Genomic DNA, 26,005 nt, shown 5'->3' with positions numbered 1-26,005 from the left:
GCTATCATGTGCGCTGTCGCTCGCACCGATTCGCCGGTGTCGTATGTATACGTTTCATTTTCGGTCAAGACTATGGCTACAAGAAAGCTGGGTACTCCGGTCACAATCAGCCCTTCGGATGAGGCCGATGAAGAACGGCTCGCCCACTTGGTGAAGGACGCTGCCCGCGCCTATATCCGGGCGCTACAACTGCGCCTGGCGGAACATTCTGTGTCGTACGGCCACTGGACCATCCTGCGCATCCTTTGGCGTCACGATGGTCTGTCGCAACGAGAGTTGAGCGAACGGGCCGGTGTGACCGAGCCGACCACGTTTGCGGCAGTCAAGGCGCTGGAGGCGCTGGGCTACGTAGAACGTACGCATCTCCCCGGTAACAAGAGAAAGGTGCACGTGTTCCTGAGCAAGACCGGAAGCGCTCTGCGCCGCAAGCTGGAGCCGCTGGCTACGGAGGTGAATGAACTTAGCGTGGAGGGTGTGAGTGAAGACGACGTGCGGACCACGCGCCGCGTGCTGATTACGATCGCGGAGCGATTGGTGGCTGACGAAGTCGCCTCGGCCGAGCATGGCCGGCGTGTTCCCTCTACGCAGGAAGTGGGGCGGCTGCTCTCGGATCTGTAGACGGCACCCTTATGCAAAAAAAACTCGCCGGGCCGGCCGGCGAGTGTGAAGCACTCGGTAGAGGGTGCGAATCGTTATATGGGAGCCAGGCTCCGCAGGTGTCAGGCTTCGTCGAGACCGATATCAACGGCAGGGGCGGACTGTGTAATCTTGCTCGTGGAAATGTAGTCCACGCCTGTTTCCGCCACGGCTCGGATCGTTTCCAGGCGGATGCCGCCCGAAGCCTCGACCTTGGTGCGGCCATTGACAATCTGCACGGCTTCCTTCATGTCGGGCACCGACATGTTGTCCAGCATGATCACGTCGACACCGGCTGCCAGTGCCTCGTGCACCTGTTCCAGCCGATCGCATTCCACTTCCAGCTTGGTCAGCACGGGGAGCTTCCGGCGCACGCGTGCCACGGCGGCAGCAATGCTGCCACACACGGCGATGTGGTTGTCCTTGATCATCACGCCGTTGTCCAGGCTAAGCCGGTGGTTCAGTCCACCGCCGCAGGTAACCGCGTGCTTTTCCAGTGCGCGCAGGCCCGGCGTGGTCTTGCGGCTGTCGATCAGGCGAGCCTTGGTATGCGCGATGGCTTGGGCATATGTTGCCGTGTGGTTGGCGATGCCGCACAGCCGCTGCATGATGTTCAGAGCGGTGCGCTCAGCTGTCAGGACGCTTCGCGCATTCCCGCTCACATTGATGAGCACCGCGCCTTTCTCAACCTTGTCGCCATCGGCGACCCGCACATCGATAGCCAGCGTGGGATCGTAACGGGCGAAGATTCGTGCTGCCACGCCGATACCAGCGATGATCATCGGTTCGCGGGCGTTCATGCAGAAGGTGCCGGTCTCTCCCGGTTCGATCATGGTCTGGACCGTCAAATCGCAGATCCCGATGTCTTCGGTCAGCCAGAGGTCGATCAGCTTGTCAGTGGCAAAGATGTCGTACATGTAAAGGCTCCTAAAGGTGGTTGCTGTACCCAGAGATCTTAGAGATCGAAGTACATGGCGTAATACTAGCGGTTGCCTGCGTCTTGTCAAGAATTATTCGAGATCTAAGATAAATTAGGCGAGCGCATGCACTCTAGCGCCGTCGACCGCACATGGAGGGACTGGGGCGCCCGGCTCGGCCGGGAGTTGAAGGGGCGTGAGATGAGCGAGCTGTGTGGCGCTCTGCTTTGGCGGCAGCTCCGGGCGGGCAGCGGCCTGATCATGGCCGGCGATATGGCCAGGTCGATTCAGGCGCAGGCCGGTCAGGCCGCGGTCAGCTGGCGCAGCGCTTCCAGCAGCTTGACCGCTGGGCCTGGCAAGATGCCCTGACGCCGGCGGAACGCCGTCAGCGTGCGCTTGCCGACCCCGCCCGGAATGTCCAGGATATCGATCACGCCGGCCTTGCGCTCGGCGTCGACCATCGGCTCGGCCATCCAGCTCAGGAATCCCGAGCGTGCAACCAGGCTCTTCAATGCGGTAACGGAGCGCGTTTCCACCACGATATTCGGCAGGCCCAGCCCCTGGGCTGCAAACACGTCCCGCATATGCTCGAACGGGCCGGTGCCCCTGGGCGGGATGGCCCACTGCTGTTCGAGCGTGTCGGCCAGGCATAGTCCCGGCTTGCGCCGCAGCGGATGGTCCGGCGCCGCCACCACGTAGCTGCTGTCCTCCCAGCGGCAATCGGCGATGGCCTCGATTTCGTCAGTATCGGGCGCGCGGATGCTCAGCGCGAGATCGATCTCATGCCGGATCAGGCCCTCCGCCAGGCGGTCCCACACGCCTTCCGTAATCTCCACCCGCAGGTTTGGCCACGCTTTGGTCACCCGGCCGACCGCCAGCGGCAGCACCAGGCTCGCAATGCTGCCCACCGCGCCCACCTTGATGGTCCCCTTGGCCAGCCCCCGCATGGCATCGATCTCCTCGCGCGCATGCTCGGCCTCGCGCTGCAGCAAGGCGGCATGCGGCAGCAGCGCGCTACCTACCGCCGTGAGCTGCATGCCTTTGGAGTGCCGCTCGAACAGCGGGGCGCCCAGTTCGTCTTCCAGGCGCTTGATCGCGCGGCTCAGCGCGGGCTGGGTGACATGCAGCGCTTCGGCCGCGCGGCCCAGGCTGCCGCTGGCGACGATGGTGGTGAAGGCCTTCAGTTGTCGCAGATCGAAAGTCATGCGCAAACGTAATGCCTTTTTATGGAAAAGGCAATATTCAAGTAAGGGTGGGGCGCCGATACTTTGCGAATCGTTCAATCGACTCAACCGCTTCATTGGGAGAAGGCATGACCGGTAGTACCAACTCCGTTGCAGGTTCCGCGGCCATCACCGTGCGCGACGCCGTGATCGACCTGCTGCGCCAGTTCGGCATCACCTCGGTGTTCGCCAATCCCGGCTCGACCGAACTGCCGATGTTCCGGGATTTCCCCGCCGACTTCCGCTATGTGCTCGGCCTGCAGGAGGCGGTGGTGGTGGGCATGGCCGACGGTTTTGCGCAGGCCATCCGGAACGCGTCGCTGGTGAACCTGCATTCGGCGGCGGGCGTCGGCAATGCGATGGGCAACATCTTCACCGCGTTCAAGAACCGCACGCCGATGATTGTCACGGCGGGCCAGCAGGCGCGCTCGATCCTGCCGTTCGATCCCTTCCTGTCGTCCACGCAAGCCACCGAGCTGGCCAGGCCGTACGTCAAATGGAGCATCGAGCCGGCACGCGCCGCGGATGTGCCGCTGGCCATGGCGCGGGCCTATTACGTGGCGATGCAGGAGCCGCGCGGCCCGGTGCTGGTGTCGATCCCGGTGGACGACTGGGACCAGCCGGCCGAGCTGGTGGCTGCGCGCGCGGTCAGCGCCGAGGTGCGGCCGGACCCGGTGGCGATCGGGCGCATCGGCGCCCAGCTGGATGCCTGTGAGTGTCCGGCCTTTGTCGTCGGCGGCGCAGTCGACCGTGCCGGCGCCTGGGACGAGGTGGTGCGCCTGGCCGAGACGCACAACGCGCGCGTCTATGTGGCGCCGATGTCCGGGCGCTGCGGCTTCCCTGAAGACCATCGCCTGTTCGGCGGCTTCCTGCCTGCCATGCGCGAGAAGATCGTCGGCCAGCTGGGCGGGCACGACCTGATCCTGGTACTGGGCGCGCCGGCCTTTACCTACCATGTGGAAGGCGCCGGTCCCCATGTACCGGCCGGCGCAACGCTGTACCAGCTGATCGACGATCCCGCCATCGCGGCCTGGACACCGGTGGGCAGCTCGGTGGTGGGCAATATCCGGCTCGGCGTGCTCGACCTGCTGGCGCGTCCCGCGCCCGGGGCGCGCCCGTTGCCCGCCCCGCGCCAGCCTCGTCCGCGTGCCGAACCTACGCGGCTGATGTCCACCGCCTACGTGCTCCAGACCCTGGCCGAGGTGCGCGATGCCGCCGACATCGTGGTGGAGGAAGCGCCCAGCGCGCGTCCCGTCATGCAGGGCTACCTGTCCTTCACGCAGAGCGGCACCTTCTACACCATGGACAGCGGGGGCCTGGGCTACGGCATGCCCGCCGCCGTTGGCGTGGCGCTGGCGCGGCCGGGGGCGCGTGTCGTCGCGCTGATCGGCGACGGCTCCAGCATGTACTCGATCCAGGCCATCTGGAGCGCGGTCCGGCTCAAGCTGCCGATCACCTTCGTGATCCTCAACAACGCGCGCTACGCCGCGCTGCAGGATTTCGCGCCGGAGTTTGGTTTTGCACCGACTGATCCGGTGCAGGGCACGGACCTGCCGGGGATCGATTTCGTGGCGCTGGCGAAAGGCATGGGCTGCGAAGGCGTACGCGTGCGGGACGCTGCGCTGCTGCGCGACGCGCTGGCCGACGGGCTGCGCTCGCCGGTACCGAAGCTGGTTGAAGTCGAGGTTGCCTGAAACACAAACCTGACCCGCAGGAAAGCAAGCCGCAAGAAAACAAACAAAGGAGACAAGGATGCAGACGATTTCGTTGCTGATCGACGGCCAACCACGCCAGGCGGCCAATGGCGCCACCTTCGCGCGCCGCAATCCGCTGGACGGCAAGGTGGCCACCGTTGCCCCGGCCGCCACGGTAGCCGATGCGTTGTCGGCGGTGGACGCCGCCGCCGCGGCCTTCGACGCCTGGGCCGCCACCGGCCCGGGCGAGCGCCGCGCGTTGCTGACCAAGGCCGCGCACGCGCTGGAAGCCCGGGGCGAAGCCTTTGCCGCCGCGATGGCCGCCGAGACCGGCGCATCCGCCATGTGGGCCGGCTTCAACGTGCACCTGGCCGCGGCCGGCTTGCTCGAAGCGGCTTGCCTGACCACGCAGATCCACGGCGAGGTCATTCCGTCCGACGTGCCGGGCAGCCTGGCCATGGGCGTGCGCCAGCCGGCCGGCGTGGTGCTGGGCATGGCGCCGTGGAACGCGCCGGTGATCCTGGCCGTGCGTGCCATCGCGTTGCCGCTGGCCTGCGGCAATACCGTGGTGCTGAAGGGGTCGGAGATCTGTCCCGCGACGCACGGGCTGATCATCGAAGCCATGCGGGAAGCGGGTTTGCCCAAGGGCGTGGTGAACTTCGTCACCAATGCGCCGGCCGATGCGGGCGAACTGGTGGAAGCCATGATCGCCCATCCCGCGGTGCGCCGCGTGAACTTCACCGGTTCCACCCGGGTGGGCAAGGTCATCGCCGCAAGCTGCGCCAGGCATTTGAAGCCGGTGGTGCTTGAACTGGGCGGCAAGGCTCCGCTGCTGGTGCTGGACGATGCCGATATCGGTGCCGCCGTGGCCGCCGCCGCCTTTGGCGCGTTCGCCAATTCCGGCCAGATCTGCATGTCGACCGAGCGCATCATCGTCGACAACAAGATTGCCGACGCCTTTGTCGCGCAACTGGCGGCCAAGGCCAGCGCGCTGCCGCTGGGCGATCCGCGCAAGGGACCGGCCGTGCTGGGCTCCGTGGTGGGCATGAGCACCGTGGAGCGCTGCAATGCCCTGATCGACGACGCCCTCGCCAAAGGGGCGAAGCTGCTGTGCGGCGGCAAGGCGGACAACACCCTGATGCCGGCGACGCTGCTCGATCACGTCACGCCGCGAATGCGGATCTACGCGGAAGAGTCGTTCGGCCCGGTCAAGGCCATCGTGCGCGTCAACGGCGAAGCCGAGGCCATTGCCTGCGCCAACGATAACGAGTACGGGCTGTCGTCGGCCGTGTTCAGCCGCGACGTGGCGCGGGCCATGAATGTGGCCCGGCGTATCCAGTCCGGCATCTGCCATGTCAATGGCCCGACGGTGCACGACGAGGCGCAGATGCCCTTCGGCGGCGTGAAGGGCAGCGGGTTTGGCCACTTTGGCGGGCAGGCCGGCATCGCCGAGTTCACCGACCTGCGCTGGGTCACGGTGCAGACGACGCCGCGCCACTACCCGTTCTAGTCTCCAGGCAGCGGGGCTTGCCGCCTCGCACGAACGCATCCATGCAACCAGCGCCGCGCCGCGGCCGCCAAGCCAATGATCAAGATCGCAATCCTCGGGGCAGGGGCCATGGGCTCGCTGTTTGGCGCACGCCTGGCCGAAGCGGGCCATGACGTTACCTTGCTCGATATCAACGCCGCGCATCTCGACGCGATCCGCCGCCACGGCCTGCGCCTGCAGACCGATGAGGCGGACCGGCGGGTGCACGGCATGCAGGCCGTGCGCCCGGAGCAGACCGGCGCCATTCCCGACCTGCTGATCGTCTTCACCAAAGCCATGCACACGCGCGCCGCGATGGCGGGCGTGCGTCACCTGCTGGGGCCGGAGACGATTGTGCTGACACTGCAGAATGGCCTGGGCAGCGTCGAGACGATTTGCGGGTTCGTGCCCGTGCAGCGGGTGCTGATTGGCATCACCACATGGCCGGCCGACCTGGTTGGCCCCGGGCACGTGCAGTCGCATGGCGAGGGCGTGATCCGGATGATGAGCGCCGATGGCGTGGACCGGTCCGTCGTGGCGGGGACCGTAGCGGCACTGGATCGCGCCGGCATGCATTGCAAGGCCGATGCCGACGTGTGGGCCGCGATCTGGGAAAAGGTGGCGTTCAATGCCGCGCTGAATCCCCTGTGCGCGGTCACCGGCAGCACGGTGGACCAGCTGGGCAGCATCCCGGATGGTCCGGCGCTCGCCTTCGCGGTGGTGGGCGAGGTGCTGGCCGTGGCCAGGAGCCATGGCGTGGCTGTCGATGCGGATAAGGTCGGTGCCAGCGTGCTGCACGCCATCGAGTACCACATTGGCCACAAGCCATCCATGCTGCAGGACATCCTTGCCGCCCGGCGCACGGAGATCGATGCGATCAACGGCGCCGTCGTGGCCGCGGCGCAGCGGCACGGGGTGCCCGTGCCGCGCACCGAAGCCCTGATGCAACTCGTCCGGCTGATCGAGACCCGGGCGGGCGGCCACGGGCTGGATGCCAGTCCGGTCCTGCACTGAGTGGCGGCACGCCACTCTTGAAACCCGATACAAGAGCAAAAGGCGCTGGCGCCCGCCAGGACGCCAATCGACAGGAGACACCCATGCATACCCAAGCCGGCGCGTCGATCGATGTGGGACGCGTACTAGACGACGGCCCTTACACCACCATGCAGAAGATCGTCGTGGTGCTGGCGGCGCTGTCCATCGTGATGGACGGCTTCGATGGCCAGTTGATCGGTTTCGCCATTCCCGTGCTGATCAAGGAATGGGGCATCACGCGCAGCGCCTTCGCACCCGCGGTGGCGGCGGGGCTGGTGGGCATGGGCATCGGCAGCGCCTGCGCCGGCCTGTTCGCGGACCGCTTTGGCCGCAGGTGGGCCGTGATCGGCAGCGTCTTCCTGTTTGGCACGGCCACCTGCGCCATCGGTTTTGCCCCGGACACCACGACGATTGCCGTGCTGCGCCTGATCGCCGGGCTTGGCATTGGCGGCGCGTTGCCAAGCTCCACCACCATGACGGCCGAATTCACCCCGGCGCGCAGCCGCACGCTGGCGGTGACGGCCACCATCGTCTGCGTGCCGCTTGGCGGCATGCTGGCCGGCCTGTTCGCCAGCGTTGTCCTGCCGGCCTATGGCTGGCGCGGCTTGTTTTTTATCGGCGGCTCCCTGCCGCTGGGCCTGGGCGTGCTGCTGATGCTGGTGCTGCCCGAGTCGCCGCGTTTCCTGGTGCGCCGTCCCGCCCGCTGGGATGAGCTGCGCCGGCTGCTCGGCCGCATGTCCAGGCCGCTGCCGGCGGACGCCGTCTTCACCGACCTGGCCGAGCGCGATGCGGAGCGCCGCAAGGGCTTCGGCGCGCTGTTCGCGCCTGGGCAGGCGCGCGATACGCTGGCGATCTGGTGCGCCTTCTTCATGTGCCTGCTGGCGGTCTACAGCGCCTTTAGCTGGCTGCCGACCATGCTGGCCTCGGAGGGACTGAACGTGGCGGTCGCGGGTTCCGGCCTGACGGCCTACAACCTCGGCGGCGTCATCGGCGCGCTGTGCTGCGCGGTGGCCATCACCCGCTTCGGCTCGCGCTGGCCGCTGGCGATCTGCTGCGCCGGCGGGGCGGCCAGCGCGCTGCTGCTGCAAGGCGTGGACGTGCGCCACAGTACGGGATTGCTGATCTTTGGCCTGGGCGTGCACGGCATGTTCGTCAATGCGGTCCAGTCGACCATGTACGCGCTGTGCGCCTTCGTGTACCCCACCGCGGTGCGCGCCACGGGCACCGCATCGGCGCTGGCCTTCGGCCGCCTCGGGGCGATCCTGAGCGCGTTCGCGGGCGCGGCGGTGATCACCGCAGGCGGCGCGTCGTCCTATCTCGGCATGCTTGGCGCGGCGATGGCCGCGGTGCTGGTGGCGCTGCTTGCGGTCAAGGGGCATATCCCGAAGCCGGCGCGGCCCGCCGCCCGGGGCGACGCAGCCCTCGCGCGTTCCTGACCGCACGCTGGCCCTGCCCGGTTGCCCGGTTGCCCGGATGTCGCTTCGCCTGGCCGGGGAGGGTACATCCGGAATTCGCTATGATCCGGGATCGGAACCGTTTCTCGCGCGGCCGGCTTCTCCACGTTCGCCAAGGCAATCGGCCGCGCCGGGAGGCAAGCCGGCGCGCGCCCATGCCCATGACCCAGATAAGCAGCAATACCCCTGTCAACCCGGAACAGCCTCGGGCGGAGGCGGCCGCCCTGGCGCATCGGGCGGAACGGATCGTGACCGGTGCCGGCGGCTGCCGGGTGGTCTGGCGTCGCTTCGGCGAAGGGCGCCCGGTCATCCTCTTGCATGGCGGACATGGCAGCTGGCTGCACTGGGTGCGCAATATCGAGGCGCTGGCTGCGCAACGCACGGTCTGGGCGCCGGACATGCCCGGCTTTGGCGAGTCGGATGACATCGTCAGCGATCTGTCCGTCATGGCCGGCACGCTCGCGGCGGCGATCCGACAGTTGCCCGGCTGCGCGGACGAAATCGACCTCGCCGGCTTCTCGTTCGGCGGGCTGGTCGCCGCGAACGTGGCCGCCGCGCTTGGCACGGTGCGCCGGCTTGCCCTGCTGGGTTCGGCCGGGCACGGCGGCATTCGCCGGCAGCAGCGCGCGCTGGTGGACTGGCGCAAGGCGGCGGACGGCGCGGCGCTGGCGCAGGCGATGCGCTACAACCTGGAGGCGTTCATGATCGCGGACCCGGCCAGGGTCGATGCCATGGCCCTGTACGCGCACACCGAGTCATGCCGGCATACACGCTTTCGCAGCAAGAACATCTCGCGCGCGGGCGGCCTGCGCGACGCGCTGGACCGCTTCGGCGGCGAAGTGCTGCTTGCATGGGGCGAGCACGATGTGACGGCCGACCCGGCCGCGGCGGTGGCGGCCATGACGCAGGGCAGCGTGCAGCGGCAGGGCCGCATCATCCCGGATGCGGGGCACTGGGTCCAGTACGAGGCGCACGAGCCAGTCAACGCGCTGCTGGGCGGGTGGCTGGCAAGATAGCGTCCCGCGCCTATGCCGCCAGGGTGGACGTGGATGCGTACGTCTTCTGGTAATGCACCGTGAACGTGCCCAGCGCGGCGAGGGCGGCCTGCGGGTCGTGGCTCGGCTTGACGGCGAACGCATCGAAGCCGCAGCGGGCCATGTAGTGCACCGTATCGATCATCACGTCGCCCACCGCGCGCAGCTCGCCACGCCAGCCGTATTGCGTGCGCAGCAACTGGGCCAGCGAATAGCCGCGCCCGTCGGTATAGACCGGGAAGTCGATCGCCAGGTGCGCGATGCCGGTCGCATCGATGACAGTGGCGCCCGCGTCCAGCAAGTCTTCCGGTTCCGCATCCGGCGCCAGGTACACGGCCACCGGATGGCGGCGCGCGCGCAAGGCGACGCGGGTGGCCCGCCAGGTGTCAAGCGTGACCAGCCAGCCATCTTCGTCGGGCGGCATGGTCGAGCCGGCCACGCTCTCGTCCGCCACGAAGGCGCGCCAGATGTCGGCTTCGAGCCGGCCGTTGCGGATCACGTTGTTCAATTTGTCGGACTGCGGCAGGAATTGGGTTTCAGGCACGGGCCACCTCCGCCTGCTGCCGCCGCGCGACGATCCTCGGGTCCTGGTAGACCGCCTGCTTGAAGGGATCCACGCCGACGCGCTCGACCACGTCGATAAACCGCTCCGCCTCGCTGTCGCGCAGGGACAGGTAAGTGTCGATCAGCAGCGCGACCACGTCGGGGATTTCATCGCGCGCGAAGGACGGGCCGATGATGCGGCCAATGGCCGCGCCCCCGCCCTTGTGCTGGTCAAGCAGGGCATGGCCGGCGGCGCCGTTCTGGCGCCCGCCGACGGTGACCTGGTACCACTCCTCGCCGGCCTTGTCGACGCCGAGGATGCCGATATGGCCGACGTGATGGTGCCCGCAGGAGTTGATGCAGCCGGAGATGTTCAGGTCCAGCTCGCCGATTTCGAACAGGTAGTCCAGGTCGTCGAAGCGGCGCTGGATGGCCTCCGCCAGTGGAATCGACACGGCGTTCGCCAGCGAGCAGAAATCCCCGCCCGGGCAGGCGATGATATTGGTGAGCATGCCGATATTCGCGGTGGCCAGGCGCAAGGCATCCAACTCCAGCCATAGCGCGTACAGCTGGCTGCGGCGCACGTCGGCCAGGATCAGGTTCTGCTCATGCGAGACGCGCAGCTCGCCAAAGCCGTAGCGGTCCGCCATATCCGCCACCGCATCCATCTGGTCCGCGGTGATGTCGCCGGGGGGCGCGCCGGTGGCTTTCAGCGACACGGTCACGGCGGCGTAGCCGGGCACGCGGTGCGCATGCACATTGCTGCGCAGCCAGCGGGCGAAGCGGGGCTGGGCCGCCGTCAGGGCAGGGCCGGGGCCGGGCTCGTCCGCCGCGCCGGGATCGTAATCCGGCGTGGTGAAGCGGCTGGCCACGCCTTTCACGAAGTCCGTGCTGACCGTATCCGGGCCGCCGCGGATGCGCTGCCATTGCTCGTCAACCTGCTGCGCGAACACGCCGGGCGTCAGGTCTTTCACCAGGATCTTGATGCGCGCCTTGTACTTGTTGTCGCGCCGCCCGTGCAGGTTGTAGACGCGCAGCGTGGCCTGCAGGTAGGTCAGCAGATCGGACCAGTGCACGAAGGCGTTGATCAGCTTGCCGACCATCGGCGTGCGGCCCATGCCGCCGCCCACCCAGACCCGGAAACCCAGTTCGCCGTCGCGCTCCACCGCCTGCAGGCCGATGTCGTGCACGCCGACCGCGGCCCGGTCCGTGGTGGCGCCGCTCACGGCGATCTTGAACTTGCGCGGCAGGAAGGCGAACTCCGGATGCAGCATGGACCACTGGCGGATGATCTCGCACCACACCAGCGGGTTCACGACCTCGTCCGGCGCCAGGCCCGCGAAATGATCGGTGGTGGTGTTGCGGATGCAATTGCCGCTGGTCTGGATCGCATGCATCTGCACGGTGGCCAGCTCCGCCAGGATGGCGGGCGCGTCTTCCAGGCGCGGCCAGTTGAACTGCATGTTCTGGCGTGTGCTGAAGTGCCCGTAGCCGCGATCCCAGCGGCGCGAGATCTCGGCCAGCTTGCGCAGTTGCCGGGACACCAGCATGCCGTAGGGAATCGCCACGCGCAGCATGGGCGCATGCCGCTGGATATAGAGGCCATTCTGCAGGCGCAGCACGCGGAACTCGTCTTCGGTGAGCTGGCCGCTGAGGAAACGTTCGGTCTGGCCGGCGAATTGCGTAACGCGCTGGTCGACCAGTTGCTGGTCGATCTCATCATATAAGTACATGGGGCACTTCCAGGTTTGCCGTGCGGGAAACGGGCAATGTCGCCGCCGCCGGCGAGGGGCTTGTGGGTAGCCATCAGGCTAGCGCCCCTGATGCGGGCCGAACAGGATCAGTTGGTGCGCGTTCGGCACGGAGCAGCGGCGGCGCGGGCTGTCATGTGCGTTCGGGTGCGCTCTGGTGCGCTCGGCATTGGCGAACGCGCTGGCCATGCGGTCCCCGCGCAATCCCTGGCAACTGCGCCGTGTGTCCGCGATTCTTCCTTTCCCGTCAAGACTGTTTTCCCTTCCCGGCATTTCTTTCCGCCACGCGGAAGGCTAACGTGCGTAACGAGTCTGCGGAGTCCGCGCGCGCCGCCTGCCCGCTTGCAGGTCCCGGCGCGGGCAAGACCCGCGGAGCGGGCGCAGATCCAGACCGATCCGGAGGAAGACCAAGCCTATGCCAAAGTCGTTTGTCTATACGGCCCAGCCCATGCGCGTCCTGTTCGGCGCGGGCACCTTGAGCCAGGTTGCGCAGGAGGTGGAGCGCATGGGTGCGCAACGCGCGCTGGTGCTGTGCACGCCGAACCAGACGGAGGAGGCGCTGCGCGTTGCGGAATTGCTGGGGCCGCTCTCGGCMGGCATCTACGCCGGCGCCATCATGCACGTGCCTCTCGAGACCGCGCGCGCGGCTGCCAGGCACGCGCAGGCGTTGGGCGCGGATTGCGCGATCGCCATCGGCGGCGGCTCGACCACGGGGCTGGGCAAGGCGATCGCGCTGACCTCCGGGCTGCCCATCCTGGCGATTCCCACCACCTACGCGGGCTCGGAGATGACGCCGATCTACGGCATCACCGATGCCGGCCTGAAGAAGACCGGCCGCGACCCGCGCGTCCTGCCCCGCACCGTGATCTACGATCCCGAACTTACCGTCGGCCTGCCGGTTGCCATGAGCGTGACCAGCGCGCTGAACGCCATCGCCCATGCGGCGGAAGGCCTGTATGCCGAAGATGCCAACCCGGTGACGTCGCTGATGGCCGAGGAGGGAATCCGGGCGCTGGCCAGCGCGATTCCCCGCATCTGCGAGGTCCCGTCCGATCTCGATGCCCGCGCCGATTGCCTCTATGGCGCGTGGCTCTGCGGCTCGGTGCTGGGCAGCGTCGGCATGGCGCTGCACCACAAGCTGTGCCATACGCTGGGCGGCAGCTTCAACCTGCCGCATGCCGAAACGCATACGGTCGTGCTGCCGCACGCCATGGCCTATAACGCCGGTGCCGCGCCGGAAGCGATGGCGAGGATCCGGCGTGCCCTTGGCAGCGAGCACATTTCAGCGGCGCGCGGGCTCCATGACCTGGCTGCCCGCCACGGCGCGGCCACCGCGCTGCGCGATATCGGCATGAAACGAGAGGACCTGGACCGTGCCGCCGAAATCGCGCTGGCCAACCCTTACTGGAATCCGCGCCCCATCGAAAGCGCGCCGATTCGCGAATTGCTGCAGGCTGCCTTTGAAGGCCTGCGCCCGGACTGAGACGCAACCGGCGCGCAACCGCCGCGCAATCACGCCAAGCACACAACGAACTGGAGACAAACCATGCAGATCGGCTTCATCGGAACCGGCAAGATGGGCTTGCCCATGGGACGCCACCTGGCCGCGGCCGGCCACTCGGTCGAAGGCTTCGACCAGTCCCCCGCGGTGCTGGAAGCTGCCCGTCAGGCAGGGCTCGGGGTGGCAGGCTCGCTGGCGGAGGCAATCGCCGGCAAGGATGTCGTAATCAGCTCCCTGCCGCACGACGCGGCCTTCGAGGCGGTCGGTGCCCGGCTGGCTGAACTGGCCGCGCCGGGCACGCTGTATATCGATACCAGCACGGTGTCGCCGCAAGCGTCCGCCCGCGTTGCCGCCATGTTGGCGCAGCGGAACATCCAATACCTGCGCGTGACGGTATCGGGCAACAACAAGATGGCGGAAGCCGCGCAACTGACGGCGCTGGTCTCCGGTCCGGCGGCGGCGTACGAGATAGCGCGCCCGTTGCTGGCAACCCTGGGGCCGACGCAGTTCTACCTCGGCGAAGCCGAGGAAGCCCGCCTGATGAAGCTGGTGGTGAACCTGATGATCGGCCTGACCTCCGGCATGCTTGCCGAAGCGCTGGCGCTGGGCGCCAAGGGCGGCCTCAAATGGCAGGACATGTGGTCCGTGATCACCGCCAGCGCGGTGGCCGCGCCTATCGTCAAGGCCAAGTCGGCGCAACTGGTGGAGAACGACTACACGCCGACGTTCACCGTGGACCAGATGCTCAAGGACGTTGGGCTGATCCTGGACGCCGGCGCCAGCTTGCGCGTGCCGTTGTCGCTCACGGCGCTGCTCGGCCAGATGCTGCAGGGCGCGGCGGCGCAGGGCATGGCCGCCGACGACTACGCGGCGGTGATCAAGTCGGCGCGGCTCACCGCCGGCCTGCCGGCGGTGAGTGCCTAGCGCGCGGCGGCCTCACGATGTCCATTTGCGCTCGTAGTCCATGCGCTCGAAGTGCGCCACCAGGAAATCGATGAACAAGCGCACCTTGGCGGCCAGGTAGCGTCGGCTCTGGAAGGCGATATTGATGGTGAGCCGGGGCAGGTCCCAGTCGTCCAGCACCGGGATCAGCCGGCCGGCAACGATATCGTCATAGACGATGTACTTGGGCTGCACCAGGATGCCCAGGCCTTCCAGCGCGGCGGCGCGTATCACCTGGCCGTCGTTGGACTCCAGCTTGCTGCGCACCGTGACTGATTTCTCCTCGCCGTTGCGGGTGAAGGTCATCTCGTGCGGCCGGTTCGCGTAGGAGTAGATCAGCATCTGGTGGCGCAGCAGGTCCTCGACCTCGCGCGGCGTGCCCATGCGGCCCAGGTAGCGCGGCGAAGCGGCCAGGATGCGACGCGTCTCCGCCAGCCGGCGCACCGTGAGGCCGGAGTCGGGCTCGAACTCGCGGGTGCGGATGGCCAGGTCGATGCCGCTGTCCATGATGTCGTAGTAGCGGTTGGCCGCGAGGATATTGACGTCCACCTTCGGATAGAGCGCGGTGAAGTCGGGCAGCAGCGGCGCCAGGTGTTTCATGGAAAACGACAGCGAGGCGGTGATGGTCAGCGTGCCGCCCGGCTCCAGCACATTGGCGTTCACGGCCGCCTCCGCTTCTTTCATTTCCGCCAGCACACCCTTGCAGCGCCGGAAAAACTCGTGCCCCACGTCGGTCAGGTACAGCCGCCGCGTGTTGCGCTCGATCAGCCGCGCCGAGAGGCGCTCCTCAAGCGAAGCGAGGTAGCGGCTTGCCGCCGCATTGGAAATGTCCAGGCTCTCGGCAGCCTTGGTGATGCTGCCCAGTTCGGCGATCTGAACGAACAGTTCGAATTCGGTCCAGCGGTCCATCTTGCGTCTCCCCGTGTGCGGCTTCTCCTCCCTTGTCCTGGCCGGATTCCCTCGCCAGGTGGAAAGAAGATTTCCTGATCCGTCGTTTTTTTCCGTTTTCCGGGAGTATAGAGTTTGTTCCAACGGATGTCAGGTGCTTGATTCCGCCGCTGGCGGCGAATGCGCACGGCACGACAGCCCACCCGAAGAAAGCCAGAGTGGCGCGCCGGATACCGGCAGCGCCGCCGCGCCAAGGAGACCATTCCATGCTCGCATTCCGCTTCGCTTGTCCCCCGCGTCTTGTTTGCCTTTCGCGTTAAGGAGGACAGCGCTCATGTCACGCATCCTGGTAAGCGGGGCGACCCTGGTCACGATGGAGCCCACCCTTGGCGAGTTCACCGGCGACCTGCTGATCGAAGGCGAGCGCATCGCCGCGATCGCGCCGCGCATCGACGCGGGTGACGCGGAACGGATCGACGCGCGCGGCTTTATCGCGGCGCCCGGCTTCGTCAACGCGCATATGCACACCTGGCAGACCGCGCTGCGCGGGGTGGCTTCCGGCTGGACGCTGACCGGGTATTTCCGGCAGATGCACGCGGGGCTGGCCACGCGCTTCACACCGGAAGACATTGGCATCGCCACGCTCGCCGGCGCCTGGAACCAGCTGGACTGCGGCACCACCACGCTGGTGGACTGGTGCCATAACAATCCCACCCCGGCGCATAGCGATGCCGCGCTGGACGCGCTGGCGCAGTCCGGCATCCGCGCGGCCTTCCTGCACGGCTCGCCCAAGCCCGACCCCAAGCCCGGCGCCATGCCGTTCTGGGAAATGCCGCACCCGCGCAGCGAGGTGGAGCGCTTGTCAAAGCGGCTGCAAGGCTCGTCCTTGCTTAGCCTCGGCCTGGCCATCCTGGGCCCGCACTACTCGACGCTGGACGTGGCGCTGCACGACTTTGCCCTGGCGCGCGAGTTCGGCCTGCTGGCCAGCCTGCACCAGGGCGGCGGCAGCGCGCGCACGCCGGATGGGTGGGAGCGGCTGGAGCGGGCGGGGCTGCTCGGGCCGCATATCAATATCGTGCACGGCAACAACCTGACGGACGAACAGCTTGCCCGTTTCGTCGGCCTGGGGATGAGTTTCTCCGTGACGCCGGAGAACGAACTGACGCAGGGCCATGGCTTCCCGATCACCGGCCGGCTGATGCGGCTGGGCGCGGCGCCGTCGCTTGGCGTGGACCTGGAATCGGGTCTGTCCGGCGAGATGTTCATTGCCGCGCGGATTGCGCTGGGCGTACAGCGTGCGCTGGACCATGCCGCCTACCGGCAACAGCACGGTGACATCGGCCCCACCCATGCGGCGAGCTGCCGCGACGCGCTGGACTGGATCACGCTGGCCGGCGCGCGAATGCTCGGCATGGAAGACCGCATCGGCTCGCTGGCCGTGGGCAAGCAGGCCGACCTGGTCCTGATCGACGCGCGCAAGCTCAACATGATGCCGCTGCACGACCCCGTCAGCGCCATCGTGATGCAGGCGAGCCTGGCCAACATCGACAGCGTGTTCGTGGCGGGCCGGGCGCGCAAGCGCCACGGGCGGCTGCTGGTGGACGGGCTGGCGGGCAAGCTTGAGAGGCTGCGCGAGTCCGGCGAACGGCTGGCGGCGGGGCGGTAGGGAACAAGGGATGTCCCGGGGCGAAAGGGACGGCGGCCGCATCAATCCGCCACCAGCGCCTGAAGAACCACCAACCAGAAAAGGAGGAGACCATGCATCGACAACCTGCCACGCGCGGCATCGGCGCCGGCGCGATCCACAGGCTCGCATCATGAACGCCATCACGGAAATCACGCCGCTGTTCGAGATGCGTGGAATCAGCAAGCACTTTCCGGGCGTGAAGGCGCTGGACGACGTGTCGTTCACCATCTATCCCGGCGAAGTGCATATGCTGCTGGGCGAGAACGGCGCCGGCAAGTCATCGCTGATGAAAGTCCTGTGCGGCGTCTATGTGGCCGATGCCGGCGAGTTCTATCACGAGGGCAACCCCGTGACGATCGCCAGCCCGGCCGACACCATGCGGCTCGGCATTGCGGTGATTTTCCAGGAATTCTCGCTGGTGCCCTACCTGGACATCGCGCAGAACATCTTCCTCGGCCGCGAGCCCGCAGGCCGCATTCCCGGCTCCGTCGACACCGCCGCAATGCACGCCGAAGCGCGCCGCATCCTCGACATCCTCGGCATGGAGGTGAGCACGCGCACGCCGGTGCATGAACTGGGCGTGGCGCAGCAGCAGATGGTGGAGATCGCCAAGGCGCTGTCGCAGAACGCCCGCATCCTGGTGCTGGACGAACCCACCGCCGCGCTGTCCGACCGCGAGACCGAGAAGCTGTTCGCGGTGATCGCACGGCTGAAGGCGGATGGCGTCTCGATGATCTACATCTCGCACCGCATGGCCGAGGTCTTCGCACTCGGCGACCGCATCACCATCCTGCGCGACGGCCGCAAGGTGGGCGCCTGCCTGCCCGGCGACGCCTCGCCGGACGAGCTGGTGGCGCGCATGGTGGGCCGCAAGGTCGATATGAGCTATAGCCGCGAGCGCGGCGCGCAGCCGGGCGAGGTGGCGCTCGATGTGCGCAACGTCAGCGCTGACAGCGGCATCACGGAGATCAACCTGCAAGTGCGCGCCGGCGAGATCGTCGGCCTGGCGGGGCTGGTGGGATCGGGGCGCAGCGAAGTGGCGCGCGCCGTGTTTGGCGCCGACCCGATCCGGCAGGGCGAAATCAGGATTTTCGGCCAGCGGCTCGCCGGGGGGCCGGACCGCGCCCGCGAACTGGGCGCCGCGCTGATCCCGGAAAGCCGCAAGTCCGAAGGGCTGGCGCTGATCCGCACGGTGCGGGACAACCTGCTGCTGGCCGGCCTGCGGCGCGCGTTTCCCTCGCGCTGGTATCGCGCCGACAAGGCCGAGGCGCTGGCCGCGCGCGAGATCGCGCGGCTGCGCATCGCCACGCCCGATGGCGACCAGCTTGCGCAATTCCTCTCGGGCGGCAACCAGCAGAAGATCGTGATCGGCAAGTGGCTGGTGGCGCAAGCCAGGCTGTTCATCTTCGACGAGCCCACGCGCGGCATCGACGTGGGCGCCAAGGCGGAGATCTTTGCGCTGATCGACAGCCTGGTCAGGCAGGGCGCGGGCGTGCTGCTGATCAGTTCCGAACTGCCGGAAATCATCAATGTCTGCGACCGCACCTACGTCATGCGCGGCGGCCGTATCGCCGGCGAGGTCGCGCATGGCGAGATGACCGAAGAACGCATTCTGCAACTGGGGATGAACGATGCTTGATACCAACGCACTACCGCGGCAGCCGGGCCGGCCGTTCGGCAAGCTGCCCGGCTCGGTCTGGGTGCTGCTGCTGCTTTCGCTGGTATTCAGCGCCACGGGCTCGGGCTTCCTGAGCGTGGACAACCTGCTGAACATCGGCACGCAATCCACCATCCTGCTGCTGATCGCCTTGCCGATGACGCTGATCATCATGACCGAAGGCCTGGACCTGTCGATGGGCGCCGTGCTGACGCTGTGCGGCGTGGTGCTGGCCATGGTGATGGTGTCCACCGGATCGCTGCCGCTCGCGCTGGGCGCGGCGCTCCTGACCGGGCTGGCGTTCGGGCTGCTCAACGGCGCGCTGGTGTCGTGGCTGGAGATTCCGCCCTTCGTGGCGACGCTCGGCACGCTCGGCGCCGCGCAGGGCCTGGCGCTGGTGGCCACCGATGGCCAGAGCGTGGTGGGCATCGGCGACACCATCCCGCTGATCTATTCCGGGCAACTGCTGGGCATTCCCTTTCCCATCTGGATCGCCGTGGCGTTCTACGGCCTGTTCCACTGGCTGCTGTACCGCACCCGCTTCGGCGCCTATGTGTTCGCGCTGGGCGGCAACCGCGAGGCGCTCAAGTTCTCCGGCGTGCGCATCAATGTCTGTCTCATCGCGGTGTATGTGCTGGGCGGGCTGATGGCCGGCGTGGCCGCGCTGCTGCTCACCGCACGCATGAACGCGGGGCATCCCACGGCGGCCATCGGGCTGGAGTTCGATGCCATCGCCGCGGTGGCGGTGGGCGGCACCACCTTCGACCGCGGCAACGGCTGGCTGCCCGGCACGGTGCTGGGCGTGCTGGCGGTGGGCGTGCTGCGCAACGGGCTCAACCTCGTCGGCGTGCAGTCGTCGGTGCAGGTGGCGGCGATCGGCGTGCTGGTGCTGGTGGTGCTGCTGATCGAATCCTTCAAGGGGAAAGCATGAACACGGCGACTCTGTTCCCGCCACTCTCGGCGGATGCCCGCTCGTTTGCCTACCGGCTGTTTGCGCTCGGTTTGCTGTGCCTGCTGCTTGCCGTGGCGTCCGACGCATTCCTGACGCTGAGCAATATCCTCAATGTGCTGCGCCAGGCCAGCCTGCTGTTCCTGCTGGCATCCGGCGTGACGCTGGTGATCCTCACCGGCGGGCTGGACCTGTCGGTGGGCGCCAATGTGGCGATGTCGGCCTGCGTGGCGGCCACCGTGATGAAGGCCACGGGATCGACCACGCTCGGCGTGGGCGCGGGGCTTGGCACCGGCGCGCTGATCGGCCTGGCCAACGGGCTGCTGGTGGCCATGCTGCGCATCCCGCCCTTCATTGCCACCTACGGCATGTTGTGGGTGCTGCACGGCGTCACCTACTGGTTCATGGCGGGCGAGACCATCCATGGCTTTCCGCCGGCGTTCCGCGCCATCGGCAGCGGCTACTTGCTGGGTGTGCCGGTCCCGGTCTACCTGATGCTGCTGTTCCTGGTGGCCGGCACCGCCATGTCGCAGAAGACCGTCTACGGGCAGGAGATCTACGCCATCGGCGCGAATCCCGTGGCAGCCCGGCTTTCGGGCGTTCCGGTGAAGCGGCGGCTGGTGCTGGTGTATCTGGTGAGCGGCGCGATGGCCGGCATCGCCAGCCTGGTGTTCCTGGCCCGGCTCAACTCGGCCGAGGGCGACATCGGCGAGGCCTTGACGCTGCCCGCCATTGCCGCGGTGCTGATCGGCGGCACCTCGCTGTTCGGCGGCGTGGGCCGCGTATCCGGCACGCTGGTCGGCGCCATCATCCTGACGCTGGTGCTCAACGGCATGAACCTGCTGACCGTGAGCGCCAACTGGCAGCCCCTGGTGACCGGCGTGATCGTCGTGCTGGCGGTATTCCTGGACACGCTGTCGCGCAAGCGGCTGGGTGTCAGGCCGTAAGTCAGGCCGCAATCCTGCCGGCGCGGCGGCGGGCGCCGCCGCGCATGGCCCTTCATCAAAAACCAAGGAGACAACATGAACCTACGTAACCTGAAACAACTGGCAGGCGTGCTGGCCCTCGGCATGCTGGCGGCGCCGGCCCACGCGGACGGCGAGCGCATCGCGGTATTCACCAAGAACCAGACCAATCCGTTCTTCCAGGTGGTGCGCCAGGGCGCGGACGCGGCGGCCAAGAGCATGAACGCCCGCGTCACCCACTACATCCCGACCAAGCCGGACAGCATCCCGGAACAGATGAGCCAGGTCGAAGACGTGATCGTCAAGAAGGCCGACGCCATCGTCTTCGTTCCGGTGGACTACAAGGCGATGGGGCCGGGCGTGAAGAAGATCAACGCGGCGAACATCCCGGTGGTCAACGTCACCGACAAGAGCGAGGTCGGCAACTTCGTCTCCTTCGTGGGCGCGAGCGACTACGACCTCGGCCTGAAGACCGCCTCCCACCTGTTCAAGGCCATGGGCGGCAAAGGCAACGTTATCCTGCTCGAGGGCATCAAGGGCTCGCTGACCAATATCGACCGCGTCAGGGGCATGCAGGACGCGCTCAAGGCGTTCCCCGGCGTCAAGCTGCTGGCGTCGCAGCCGGCCAACTACCAGCGCCTGCAGGCGCTGCAGGTGATGGAAAACCTGATGCAGTCGTACCCGCAGATCGACGGCATCTTCGCCGCCAACGACGCCATGGCCATCGGCGCCATCGAGGCGCTGCAGGGCGCCAACCGCAAGGCACTGGTGTCCGGCATCAACGGCACCCAGGAGGCGATCGATGCCATCAAGGCGGGTACCTTGCTCGCGACCGGTGACTACAATGGATTTGCCCAGGGCTGCCTGGGCACGATGGCCGCCATTCGCAAGCTGCGCGGCATGCCGGTCATCCAGAGCATCGTGCTGCCGGCCACGGTGGTGGACAAGACGAACTACCAATCGATCGATGTCCCGGCGAGCAAGCGCAGCTGCCCGCGCTGGGAGGATGCGGCCAAGGCCTGAGATTCACAGCCCGGCGCCCGGACGATCGACAGATCGACAACCAGAGAACAGACACCATGCGCAATCTAGACGAAGAAACCATTACCCAGGCGGTGCTGGCGCGGCACGCCGATATGCCGGACGGGCGGCTCAAGGAGATCATGACCAGCCTGGTCCAGCATCTGCACGCCTTTGCCCGCGAGGTGCGTCTCACCGAGGCCGAATGGGCCGAAGGGATCAGGTTCCTGACCGAAATCGGCCATACCTGCACCGACAGCCGGCAGGAGTTCATCCTGCTGTCCGACACGCTGGGCCTGTCCACGCTGGTCACGGCGCAGAACCACAAGAAGCCGCGCGGCTGCACCGAGGCCACGGTGTTCGGGCCCTTCTATGTGGATGGCGCGCCGGAGTATGAACTGGGCGGCGATGTGGGCAACGGCATGACCGGCGAGCCGTGTTACGTCAGCGGCCAGGTCAGGAGCGTGACGGGCGAGGCGGTGCCCCATGCCAGGCTGGAAGTGTGGCAGGCGGATTCCGATGGCTTCTACGACGTGCAGCAGAGCGGGCGCGACGGCCATCAGGGGCGCGGCGCGCTGACCGCCGACGCCAACGGCGGCTTTCACTTCAAGTCGATCGTCGCGGAGTGCTATCCGATCCCGCACGACGGGCCGGTGGGGCGCATGCTCGACGCCATGGGCCGCCACCCGTGGCGCCCGGCCCACCTGCACTTCATGATCACCGCACCGGGGTACGAGACGCTCATCACCCATGTGTTCCGCGAGGGCGGCGAGTACCTGGATTCGGATGCGGTCTTCGGTGTGCGCAGTTCCCTGATCGGAGACTGGGTGCGGCATGAGCCCGGCATCGCGCCCGACGGTACGGCATCCGCCAGGCCGTTCTACACGCTGGACTTCGATTTCATCCTCAACCCGGCGCCGTCGGCGCCGGCTTCATCGTCAACGTCATCGTCAACACGGAGGTAAGCCCGCATGTTGTTTGTATTCCATCTTCTCGACAAGCCCGGCACCGGCGAACTGCGCGCCCGGGTGCGCCCGGAGCACAAGGCCTATCTGGGCGCCAGGGCGGGCAGCGTCGCCTTTGCGGGCCCGCTGCTGGGCGACGACGGCGCCACCATGGTCGGCAGCCTGCTGGTGATCGACTTTGCCTCGCGGGCGGAAGCGCAGGCGTGGCTGGAAGCCGAGCCCTTTACCAAGGCCGGTGTGTATGGGCAGTCGACCGTCCATGCCTTTGCCAACCTGTGGCCGCAGAAGGCCGGTTTTCCGCCGGCCTGAGATCCGGAAAGGAGGAGACGTGCCCATTGTCAAACACATCGTGATGTGGAACCTGCGCGGGGAAACCGAAGTGGACAAGCAGGACGGCGTGGCCCGGCTGAAGCTTGCCTTCGAAGGGCTGCGCGGCCGGATCCCGGGACTGCGCCACCTGGAGGTCGGCGTGGACGCCAGCAGGGTCAACTACGCCTGCGACGTGGTCCTGTACTCCGAGTTCGAGTCGCAATCGGCGCTGGAAGGCTACGCCAGCCATCCGGAGCACCTGCGCGTGAAGGCCGAGCTTGGCGACCTGCGCATCGCGCGGCACCAGGTGGACTACGAAGCGTCCGCATGATGGCGCCCGGCACGGGATGCCCGGCCGGGCGCAAGCGGGCGTGGTCCGGGTTTCAGCCTGTGGCGCGGCCGCTCCGGTTGGACATCCACAGGCCCAGGATGATGCCGGCCCCGACCGCTATGCCCATCGAGCGCAGGGGTTGCGCCTTGACGTAGGCGGCGGTGTCTTCGGCGCGCTGGGAGAGTTGCTGGCGCACGTTATCGGAAATGCCTTTCGCGGCGTCCCGGGTAGCGTTCATCTTGTTCAGGAACTCTTCCTTGGCCTGATCCAGCGCAGCCCCCGACAAGGTGGGGATACGGGCAATCAGGTCATCGAGCTCCCGCTTCAGGCCGTAGGCTTCGGTCCGTGCGACCGTGCCGACCTGTTTGCCGGCGTCTTTAGCCGCGTCCATGACGTTTGCGGTTGCCGCGCCTACCTTGCCGGCGAAACCCGGCGAATCGTTTTGGGCGGGGAATTGGGTATTGCCTTGGGTTTCCATTCGTGGTGCTCCTGAGAGGGGGGGCGTTCGGGCGAGGGTGCCGCGTGCGCTGCACGCAGCGTGGACCTGGCGGCTCATTCGCCTGCGCGTCCTGGGTCGGCGCAAGCGAGGTCATATGCTCGGCGCATGTTCCGTGCCATGCGCCAGCCTTGGTGACGCGGCGCGCGTGCCGCCGGCAAGGCCGGTGGGCAGCCATGCCGCCGGGCCGGCGCAAGGCATGGAAAATTACCGGCTTTGTAATTCTTCCCGTGACCCGGAGGCCGGAAAGGCGATGCCGCCGGCAACGCCGTCCTGGCATGTTCGTTGCGCGCACTTCGGCACGACCCTTATCAGGAGACGAACATGAATGAACTCGATCGCAATGCACTCAATCGTGGCGCGACCGCCGCCGGCCGTGGCGCGGCCATTGTCGGAGGCGGGATCGGCGACGGCCCCGGCCCGGACGTCATGGCGGCCTCGACGCTGGAAGGCGACAAAGTCTATTCCTCCGACGGCGAGCATGTCGGCAAGATTTCGGAGATCATGCTCGACGTACGTGGCGGCCGCATTGCCTACGCGGTGCTGACCAGCGGCGGGTTTCTCGGGATGGGCGACACCCTCCACGCCATTCCCTGGGGCGCGCTCACCCTGGACGCCGACGAGAAGTGCTTCCGCATCGGCGTGACCGCGCAACGGATCAAGGACGCGCCGGGCTTCGACAAGGACAACTGGCCGTCCATGGCCGACCCGCAGTGGGGCGCCACGCTGCACGAGTACTATGGGCGCGCGCCATACTGGATCGGGGATAGTGGCCCGCTCTAAACGCCGCGCATCAGGCGCCGCGACAGGTTCCTGTTTTCCTGCAAGCGTGCGGGGGATGCGCCCAGTCCCGCCGCGCGCCGGGCATCACCCGCGGCAGCCTTGCCGCGTCCATGCGAGAATTCTCCCCGGCCAGCCGTAAAACCGGCGGGCACATGGATGAACGCCGGGTGCCCGGCCGTTCAGGACAATAAATCTGCGCGCGACCGGCCGCTCTTCCAGAACGGCCGGTCGCGACGTCAAGTGGAGACAGGAAATTCCCATGGGCATCACAGAACTTCTGGCGCAGCCGATTGGCAACCTGGCCGGCTGCGTCCGGCTGCACGCGGCCGAGCAACCCGGGCATGTTGCGGTGGTCGACGACCGCCGTTCGCTCACCTATGCCGAATTCGACGAACTGGTTGACCGCGTTGCGGCCGCATTGCAGCGTGACGGCCTGGAGCCCGGCGCTGCGCTTGCCGTGTGCGCGGCAGCTTCCGTCGAGTACGCGGCGATCCTGATCGGCGGCCTGCGCGCCGGCGTCGCCCTGGTGCCGCTCGCGCCGTCCTCCACGCCGGCCAGCCTGGCGGGCATGGTGCAGGACTCCGATGCACGGCTGCTCTTCGCCGATGCGGATGTCCTGCGCGAGATCGCGCCGGTCAGGGACGACATCCAGGCCCGGCTCGTCGGCCTGGGCGGCGCGCCCGCCGGGCTGTCCTTCGAAGCCTGGCTGGCGCCGCAAGGCAGCCGCCCGCGGGAGCATCCCGTCAGGCCGGAGCAAGTGTTCAACATCATCTACTCGTCGGGCACGACGGGAACGCCAAAAGGCATCGTGCACGGCCACGCCCTGCGCTGGAACCAGATTCGCCGTGTCCAGGAAAGCGGCGGCTACGGGCGCGAGGCGGTCACGCTGATCTCCACGCCGCTTTACTCCAACACCACGCTGGTGAGTTTCATCCCCACGCTGGCGCTGGGCGGCACCGCGGTGCTGATGCCAAAGTTCGATGCGAAACGCTATCTCGAACTGGCGGCGCGGCATCGCGTCACGCACACCATGCTGGTGCCGGTGCAATACCAGCGCCTGATGGCCCGCGGCGATTTCGGCGAATACGACCTGTCGGCATTCAAGATGAAGTTCTCCACCAGCGCACCGCTCGCGGCCGCGCTGAAGGGCGAGATCCTCAAGCGCTGGCCGGGCGGCCTGGTGGAGTACTACGGCATGACCGAAGGCGGCGGCAGTTGCGTGCTGGCGGCGCACGAATTCCCGAACAAGCTCCATACCGTCGGCAAGCCGATGGAAGGGCACGACATCCGGCTGATCGACGACAACGGCGTCGAGGTTGCCGTGGGCGAGATCGGGGAGGTTGTCGGGCATTCCAACATCATCATGGCGGGCTATCACAAGCAGCCGGAAAAGACCACGGCCGCGGAATGGCGCGACGCCACCGGCAAGCTCTTTATCCGCACCGGCGATGTCGGCCGCTTTGACGAAGATGGCTTCCTCACGCTGATGGACCGCAAGAAGGACATGATCATCAGCGGCGGCTTCAATATCTACCCCAGCGATCTCGAAGGCATTCTGCTGCAGCATCCCGAAGTGGTGGACTGCGCCGTGGTAGGGGTGCCATCGCAGCGATGGGGGGAGACGCCGGTGGCGTTTGTGGTGCGTAGGGAAGGGGCCGGGGCGGTGGCGTTTGTGGTGCGTAGGGAAGGGGCCGGGG

At 67.4% G+C, this 26,005-nt stretch carries 24 protein-coding genes and 1 pseudogene; 19 read left to right on the top strand and 6 right to left on the bottom strand.

Features of this window, described 5'->3' with window-relative positions; all coding sequences use genetic code 11:
* Positions 1-72: 72 nt before the first annotated feature.
* A complete protein-coding gene (locus tag AC1DT6_RS35120; protein ID WP_441633181.1) occupies positions 73-618 on the top strand; it encodes a MarR family winged helix-turn-helix transcriptional regulator in 546 nt (181 codons plus the stop codon).
* A gap of 101 nt (positions 619-719) precedes the next feature.
* On the opposite strand, the gene nadC is transcribed toward AC1DT6_RS35120, so the two are convergent.
* Together nadC and AC1DT6_RS35110 are read right to left on the bottom strand one after the other, a co-directional pair.
* On the bottom strand, positions 720-1,553 hold the full coding sequence (nadC, locus tag AC1DT6_RS35115; protein WP_441633157.1) for a carboxylating nicotinate-nucleotide diphosphorylase: 834 nt from the start codon (positions 1,551-1,553) through the stop codon (positions 720-722).
* A gap of 302 nt (positions 1,554-1,855) precedes the next feature.
* Positions 1,856-2,758 carry a LysR family transcriptional regulator gene (locus tag AC1DT6_RS35110; RefSeq protein WP_441633155.1) on the bottom strand — a complete coding sequence of 301 codons (903 nt, stop codon included), beginning with the start codon at positions 2,756-2,758 and terminating at the stop codon, positions 1,856-1,858.
* Between the two features lie 107 nt (positions 2,759-2,865).
* Here AC1DT6_RS35110 and mdlC point away from each other — a divergent pair, with 107 nt between their 5' ends.
* The 5 genes from mdlC to AC1DT6_RS35085 all read left to right on the top strand — a co-directional run bounded on the left by mdlC (position 2,866) and on the right by AC1DT6_RS35085 (position 9,503).
* Positions 2,866-4,470 (top strand): benzoylformate decarboxylase, encoded by a 1,605-nt coding sequence (gene mdlC / locus AC1DT6_RS35105; RefSeq protein ID WP_441633153.1) that lies wholly within the window; start codon positions 2,866-2,868, stop codon positions 4,468-4,470.
* Between the two features lie 58 nt (positions 4,471-4,528).
* The gene (locus AC1DT6_RS35100) at positions 4,529-5,980 is read left to right on the top strand and encodes an aldehyde dehydrogenase (RefSeq protein ID WP_441633151.1); all 1,452 of its coding nucleotides are present in this window, start codon (positions 4,529-4,531) and stop codon (positions 5,978-5,980) included.
* Positions 5,981-6,058: 78 nt separating this feature from the next.
* The gene (locus AC1DT6_RS35095; protein ID WP_441633179.1) at positions 6,059-7,012 is read left to right on the top strand and encodes a ketopantoate reductase family protein; all 954 of its coding nucleotides are present in this window, start codon (positions 6,059-6,061) and stop codon (positions 7,010-7,012) included.
* A gap of 83 nt (positions 7,013-7,095) precedes the next feature.
* Positions 7,096-8,469, top strand: coding sequence for an MFS transporter (locus AC1DT6_RS35090; RefSeq protein WP_441633149.1), 1,374 nt, complete (start codon positions 7,096-7,098; stop codon positions 8,467-8,469).
* Positions 8,470-8,648: 179 nt separating this feature from the next.
* The gene (locus AC1DT6_RS35085; protein ID WP_477104300.1) at positions 8,649-9,503 is read left to right on the top strand and encodes an alpha/beta fold hydrolase; all 855 of its coding nucleotides are present in this window, start codon (positions 8,649-8,651) and stop codon (positions 9,501-9,503) included.
* Between the two features lie 10 nt (positions 9,504-9,513).
* On the opposite strand, the gene AC1DT6_RS35080 is transcribed toward AC1DT6_RS35085, so the two are convergent.
* Together AC1DT6_RS35080 and AC1DT6_RS35075 are read right to left on the bottom strand one after the other, a co-directional pair.
* A complete protein-coding gene (locus tag AC1DT6_RS35080) occupies positions 9,514-10,065 on the bottom strand; it encodes a DUF934 domain-containing protein (RefSeq protein WP_441633145.1) in 552 nt (183 codons plus the stop codon).
* The gene (locus AC1DT6_RS35075; RefSeq protein WP_441633143.1) at positions 10,058-11,797 is read right to left on the bottom strand and encodes a nitrite/sulfite reductase; all 1,740 of its coding nucleotides are present in this window, start codon (positions 11,795-11,797) and stop codon (positions 10,058-10,060) included. Before AC1DT6_RS35075 ends, AC1DT6_RS35080 begins: the two co-directional genes overlap by 8 nt.
* A 433-nt stretch (positions 11,798-12,230) precedes the next feature.
* On the opposite strand from AC1DT6_RS35075, the gene AC1DT6_RS35070 reads away from it, so the two are divergent.
* From AC1DT6_RS35070 to AC1DT6_RS35060, 3 genes and pseudogenes are all read left to right on the top strand, one after another.
* A complete protein-coding gene (locus AC1DT6_RS35070) occupies positions 12,231-13,298 on the top strand; it encodes a maleylacetate reductase (protein WP_441633141.1) in 1,068 nt (355 codons plus the stop codon).
* A gap of 51 nt (positions 13,299-13,349) precedes the next feature.
* A pseudogene (locus tag AC1DT6_RS35065) lies at positions 13,350-13,823 on the top strand (NAD(P)-dependent oxidoreductase); the annotation flags it as partial.
* A 33-nt stretch (positions 13,824-13,856) separates the two neighbouring features.
* On the top strand, positions 13,857-14,240 hold the full coding sequence (locus AC1DT6_RS35060) for an NAD-binding protein (protein WP_441633177.1): 384 nt from the start codon (positions 13,857-13,859) through the stop codon (positions 14,238-14,240).
* 12 nt (positions 14,241-14,252) lie between these two features.
* Here the strand turns inward: AC1DT6_RS35060 and AC1DT6_RS35055 are convergent, their stop codons facing one another.
* Positions 14,253-15,167 (bottom strand): LysR family transcriptional regulator, encoded by a 915-nt coding sequence (locus AC1DT6_RS35055; protein ID WP_045236578.1) that lies wholly within the window; start codon positions 15,165-15,167, stop codon positions 14,253-14,255.
* Positions 15,168-15,480: 313 nt separating this feature from the next.
* Here AC1DT6_RS35055 and AC1DT6_RS35050 point away from each other — a divergent pair, with 313 nt between their 5' ends.
* The 8 genes from AC1DT6_RS35050 to AC1DT6_RS35015 all read left to right on the top strand — a co-directional run bounded on the left by AC1DT6_RS35050 (position 15,481) and on the right by AC1DT6_RS35015 (position 23,029).
* Entirely contained in the window at positions 15,481-16,812 is a 1,332-nt protein-coding gene (locus tag AC1DT6_RS35050) for an amidohydrolase family protein (RefSeq protein WP_441633139.1), read from the top strand.
* A 151-nt stretch (positions 16,813-16,963) separates the two neighbouring features.
* Positions 16,964-18,472 carry a sugar ABC transporter ATP-binding protein gene (locus AC1DT6_RS35045; RefSeq protein ID WP_441633137.1) on the top strand — a complete coding sequence of 503 codons (1,509 nt, stop codon included), beginning with the start codon at positions 16,964-16,966 and terminating at the stop codon, positions 18,470-18,472.
* A complete protein-coding gene (locus AC1DT6_RS35040; protein WP_035870454.1) occupies positions 18,465-19,421 on the top strand; it encodes an ABC transporter permease in 957 nt (318 codons plus the stop codon). The genes AC1DT6_RS35045 and AC1DT6_RS35040 overlap by 8 nt, the downstream gene beginning before the upstream one ends.
* A complete protein-coding gene (locus tag AC1DT6_RS35035) occupies positions 19,418-20,386 on the top strand; it encodes an ABC transporter permease (protein ID WP_477104294.1) in 969 nt (322 codons plus the stop codon). Before AC1DT6_RS35040 ends, AC1DT6_RS35035 begins: the two co-directional genes overlap by 4 nt.
* A 75-nt stretch (positions 20,387-20,461) precedes the next feature.
* Positions 20,462-21,427, top strand: a complete 966-nt coding sequence (locus AC1DT6_RS35030) for a sugar ABC transporter substrate-binding protein (RefSeq protein ID WP_441633132.1) — start codon at positions 20,462-20,464, stop codon at positions 21,425-21,427.
* Between the two features lie 56 nt (positions 21,428-21,483).
* The gene (locus tag AC1DT6_RS35025; protein WP_441633130.1) at positions 21,484-22,389 is read left to right on the top strand and encodes an intradiol ring-cleavage dioxygenase; all 906 of its coding nucleotides are present in this window, start codon (positions 21,484-21,486) and stop codon (positions 22,387-22,389) included.
* Between the two features lie 6 nt (positions 22,390-22,395).
* Entirely contained in the window at positions 22,396-22,698 is a 303-nt protein-coding gene (locus AC1DT6_RS35020) for a YciI family protein (RefSeq protein WP_441633128.1), read from the top strand.
* A gap of 19 nt (positions 22,699-22,717) precedes the next feature.
* On the top strand, positions 22,718-23,029 hold the full coding sequence (locus AC1DT6_RS35015) for a Dabb family protein (RefSeq protein WP_045236571.1): 312 nt from the start codon (positions 22,718-22,720) through the stop codon (positions 23,027-23,029).
* Positions 23,030-23,081: 52 nt separating this feature from the next.
* Here the strand turns inward: AC1DT6_RS35015 and AC1DT6_RS35010 are convergent, their stop codons facing one another.
* Positions 23,082-23,507 carry an ElaB/YgaM/YqjD family protein gene (locus AC1DT6_RS35010; RefSeq protein ID WP_441633126.1) on the bottom strand — a complete coding sequence of 142 codons (426 nt, stop codon included), beginning with the start codon at positions 23,505-23,507 and terminating at the stop codon, positions 23,082-23,084.
* A gap of 342 nt (positions 23,508-23,849) precedes the next feature.
* Between AC1DT6_RS35010 and AC1DT6_RS35005 the strand changes: the two genes are divergently transcribed.
* Together AC1DT6_RS35005 and AC1DT6_RS35000 are read left to right on the top strand one after the other, a co-directional pair.
* On the top strand, positions 23,850-24,308 hold the full coding sequence (locus tag AC1DT6_RS35005; protein WP_428179531.1) for a PRC-barrel domain-containing protein: 459 nt from the start codon (positions 23,850-23,852) through the stop codon (positions 24,306-24,308).
* A gap of 259 nt (positions 24,309-24,567) precedes the next feature.
* Positions 24,568-26,005 (top strand): class I adenylate-forming enzyme family protein (locus tag AC1DT6_RS35000; protein WP_477115344.1); only part of this gene is annotated, 1,438 nt, incomplete at its 3' end.

This window comes from Cupriavidus sp. 01L45, assembly GCF_056399885.1.
The sequence above is the reverse complement of the archived record's forward strand: the minus strand, read 5'-3'. Positions and strand labels throughout refer to the sequence as shown.

What these genes read in the sequence shown, in the direction of transcription:
- AC1DT6_RS35055 (WP_045236578.1), bottom strand. Translation starts at nt 15,167, where the DNA reads ATGGACCGCTGGACCGAATTCGAACTGTTCGTTCAGATCGCCGAACTG.
- AC1DT6_RS35100 (WP_441633151.1), top strand. Translation starts at nt 4,529, where the DNA reads ATGCAGACGATTTCGTTGCTGATCGACGGCCAACCACGCCAGGCGGCC.
- AC1DT6_RS35090 (WP_441633149.1), top strand. Translation starts at nt 7,096, where the DNA reads ATGCATACCCAAGCCGGCGCGTCGATCGATGTGGGACGCGTACTAGAC.
- AC1DT6_RS35110 (WP_441633155.1), bottom strand. Translation starts at nt 2,758, where the DNA reads ATGACTTTCGATCTGCGACAACTGAAGGCCTTCACCACCATCGTCGCC.
- AC1DT6_RS35075 (WP_441633143.1), bottom strand. Translation starts at nt 11,797, where the DNA reads ATGTACTTATATGATGAGATCGACCAGCAACTGGTCGACCAGCGCGTT.
- AC1DT6_RS35030 (WP_441633132.1), top strand. Translation starts at nt 20,462, where the DNA reads ATGAACCTACGTAACCTGAAACAACTGGCAGGCGTGCTGGCCCTCGGC.
- AC1DT6_RS35005 (WP_428179531.1), top strand. Translation starts at nt 23,850, where the DNA reads ATGAATGAACTCGATCGCAATGCACTCAATCGTGGCGCGACCGCCGCC.
- mdlC (WP_441633153.1), top strand. Translation starts at nt 2,866, where the DNA reads ATGACCGGTAGTACCAACTCCGTTGCAGGTTCCGCGGCCATCACCGTG.
- nadC (WP_441633157.1), bottom strand. Translation starts at nt 1,553, where the DNA reads ATGTACGACATCTTTGCCACTGACAAGCTGATCGACCTCTGGCTGACC.
- AC1DT6_RS35045 (WP_441633137.1), top strand. Translation starts at nt 16,964, where the DNA reads ATGAACGCCATCACGGAAATCACGCCGCTGTTCGAGATGCGTGGAATC.
- AC1DT6_RS35025 (WP_441633130.1), top strand. Translation starts at nt 21,484, where the DNA reads ATGCGCAATCTAGACGAAGAAACCATTACCCAGGCGGTGCTGGCGCGG.
- AC1DT6_RS35035 (WP_477104294.1), top strand. Translation starts at nt 19,418, where the DNA reads ATGAACACGGCGACTCTGTTCCCGCCACTCTCGGCGGATGCCCGCTCG.
- AC1DT6_RS35010 (WP_441633126.1), bottom strand. Translation starts at nt 23,507, where the DNA reads ATGGAAACCCAAGGCAATACCCAATTCCCCGCCCAAAACGATTCGCCG.
- AC1DT6_RS35020 (WP_441633128.1), top strand. Translation starts at nt 22,396, where the DNA reads ATGTTGTTTGTATTCCATCTTCTCGACAAGCCCGGCACCGGCGAACTG.
- AC1DT6_RS35040 (WP_035870454.1), top strand. Translation starts at nt 18,465, where the DNA reads ATGCTTGATACCAACGCACTACCGCGGCAGCCGGGCCGGCCGTTCGGC.
- AC1DT6_RS35050 (WP_441633139.1), top strand. Translation starts at nt 15,481, where the DNA reads ATGTCACGCATCCTGGTAAGCGGGGCGACCCTGGTCACGATGGAGCCC.
- AC1DT6_RS35085 (WP_477104300.1), top strand. Translation starts at nt 8,649, where the DNA reads ATGACCCAGATAAGCAGCAATACCCCTGTCAACCCGGAACAGCCTCGG.
- AC1DT6_RS35120 (WP_441633181.1), top strand. Translation starts at nt 73, where the DNA reads ATGGCTACAAGAAAGCTGGGTACTCCGGTCACAATCAGCCCTTCGGAT.
- AC1DT6_RS35060 (WP_441633177.1), top strand. Translation starts at nt 13,857, where the DNA reads ATGAAGCTGGTGGTGAACCTGATGATCGGCCTGACCTCCGGCATGCTT.